The sequence below is a fragment of the Pseudoalteromonas sp. DL2-H2.2 genome, from assembly GCF_021532535.1.
GTDB lineage: Bacteria > Pseudomonadota > Gammaproteobacteria > Enterobacterales > Alteromonadaceae > Pseudoalteromonas > Pseudoalteromonas rubra_A.
In genome coordinates this window covers 1-1,821 of sequence record NZ_JAKGBD010000031.1, presented here as the reverse complement: position 1 = coordinate 1,821, position 1,821 = coordinate 1, and the positions used below count along the sequence as shown (strand labels likewise).

Below are 1,821 nucleotides of genomic sequence, written 5' to 3'. Positions count from 1 at the left end.
TTCGGGTCTATACCCTGCAACTTAAGCGCCCAGTTAAGACTCGCTTTCGCTACGGCTCCCCTAAATGGTTAACCTTGCTACAGAATATAAGTCGCTGACCCATTATACAAAAGGTACGCAGTCACCCTCGAAGGGCTCCTACTGCTTGTACGTACACGGTTTCAGGTTCTATTTCACTCCCCTCACAGGGGTTCTTTTCGCCTTTCCCTCACGGTACTGGTTCACTATCGGTCAGTTGGGAGTATTTAGCCTTGGAGGATGGTCCCCCCATATTCAGTCAAAGTTTCACGTGCTCCGACCTACTCGATTTCACTTTAAATAAGTTGTCGTGTACGGGACTGTCACCCTGTATCGTCATACTTTCCAGAATGTTCCACTAACTACATTAAAGCTTAAGGGCTAATCCGATTTCGCTCGCCGCTACTTTCGGAATCTCGGTTGATTTCTTTTCCTACGGGTACTTAGATGTTTCAGTTCTCCGCGTTCGCTTCATACAGCTATGTATTCACTGCATGATGACCCAAAGGGCCGGGTTTCCCCATTCGGAAATCCTAGTCTCAAGCGCCTCTTACTGGCTTGACTAGGCTTATCGCAAGTTAGTACGTCCTTCATCGCCTCCAACTGCCAAGGCATCCACCGTGTACGCTTAGTCACTTAACCATACAACCCAAAATGGTTTTTCTGCGCCTTTGTCTCTCATGCTGCGTTCCTTAAATATTTTACTTGGTTACAACCAGTAAGGTTGCGCCCTGCGATAAAATATTTAAGCGCCTTGCCTGAAAAACAAATTCATTGAAAAATGTATTTTAAGCTGTAGTGCTAAAGACAGTTTTAACTTCGCCAGAAGTTAAGTAATACTAAAGTAGACGCTAATAAATTCTTGCGAATTTATCGGCATTTTTCTTTCGAAAACTCTATAGAACAACAATTTTCATTGTCATTCCGAGAATTTAATATCAGCTTTCCAAATTTTTAAAGAGCAAGAGAATGACTTCTCAGAGTTAAAAACTCTCAGTTTCTTATTTCAAGTCACTGCGTTAAGAGTGTTTATCTATGAGGAGTAAATAGTAAAGTGGTGGAGCTAAGCAGGATCGAACTGCTGACCTCCTGCGTGCAAGGCAGGCGCTCTCCCAGCTGAGCTATAGCCCCACATTACTAGGATAACATTGTTCTGAACCAAGCTTCTTTTCGAGGCCAGGCATTAAGTGAGGACGTTTAGTGTTTTCTAAACGACGAGCTTAATAACGCAGCATCGGGAAGAAGTGGTGGGTCTGAGTAGACTTGAACTACCGACCTCACGCTTATCAGGCGTGCGCTCTAACCAGCTGAGCTACAGACCCAAACAATGTTTGTGTTCTCTAATTCTAATCAACAATCATCTGTGTGGACACTTCGAACAAATCAGTTCTAAGTCGATAAGGAGGTGATCCAGCCCCAGGTTCCCCTAGGGCTACCTTGTTACGACTTCACCCCAGTCATGAATCACTCCGTGGTGAACGCCCTCCCGAAGGTTAAGCTATCCACTTCTGGAGCAACCCACTCCCATGGTGTGACGGGCGGTGTGTACAAGGCCCGGGAACGTATTCACCGCGGCATTCTGATCCGCGATTACTAGCGATTCCGACTTCATGGAGTCGAGTTGCAGACTCCAATCCGGACTACGACATACTTTAAGTGATTCGCTTACTATCGCTAGTTCGCAGCACTCTGTATATGCCATTGTAGCACGTGTGTAGCCCTACACGTAAGGGCCATGATGACTTGACGTCGTCCCCACCTTCCTCCGGTTTATCACCGGCAGTCTCCTTAGAGTTCCCGACC

General features: G+C 46.1%; 2 tRNA genes and 2 rRNA genes. All 4 read right to left on the bottom strand.

The annotated features are described in order from the left end of the window. A 23S ribosomal RNA gene (locus L1285_RS23445) occupies positions 1 to 660 on the bottom strand; the annotation flags it as partial. A 413-nt stretch (positions 661 to 1,073) separates the two neighbouring features. Continuing rightward, positions 1,074 to 1,149 (bottom strand) — tRNA-Ala (locus tag L1285_RS23440). Positions 1,150 to 1,263: 114 nt separating this feature from the next. Next, positions 1,264 to 1,340: transfer RNA gene (locus L1285_RS23435), tRNA-Ile, on the bottom strand. Positions 1,341 to 1,416: 76 nt separating this feature from the next. After that, positions 1,417 to 1,821: ribosomal RNA gene (locus L1285_RS23430) — 16S ribosomal RNA — on the bottom strand; the annotation flags it as partial.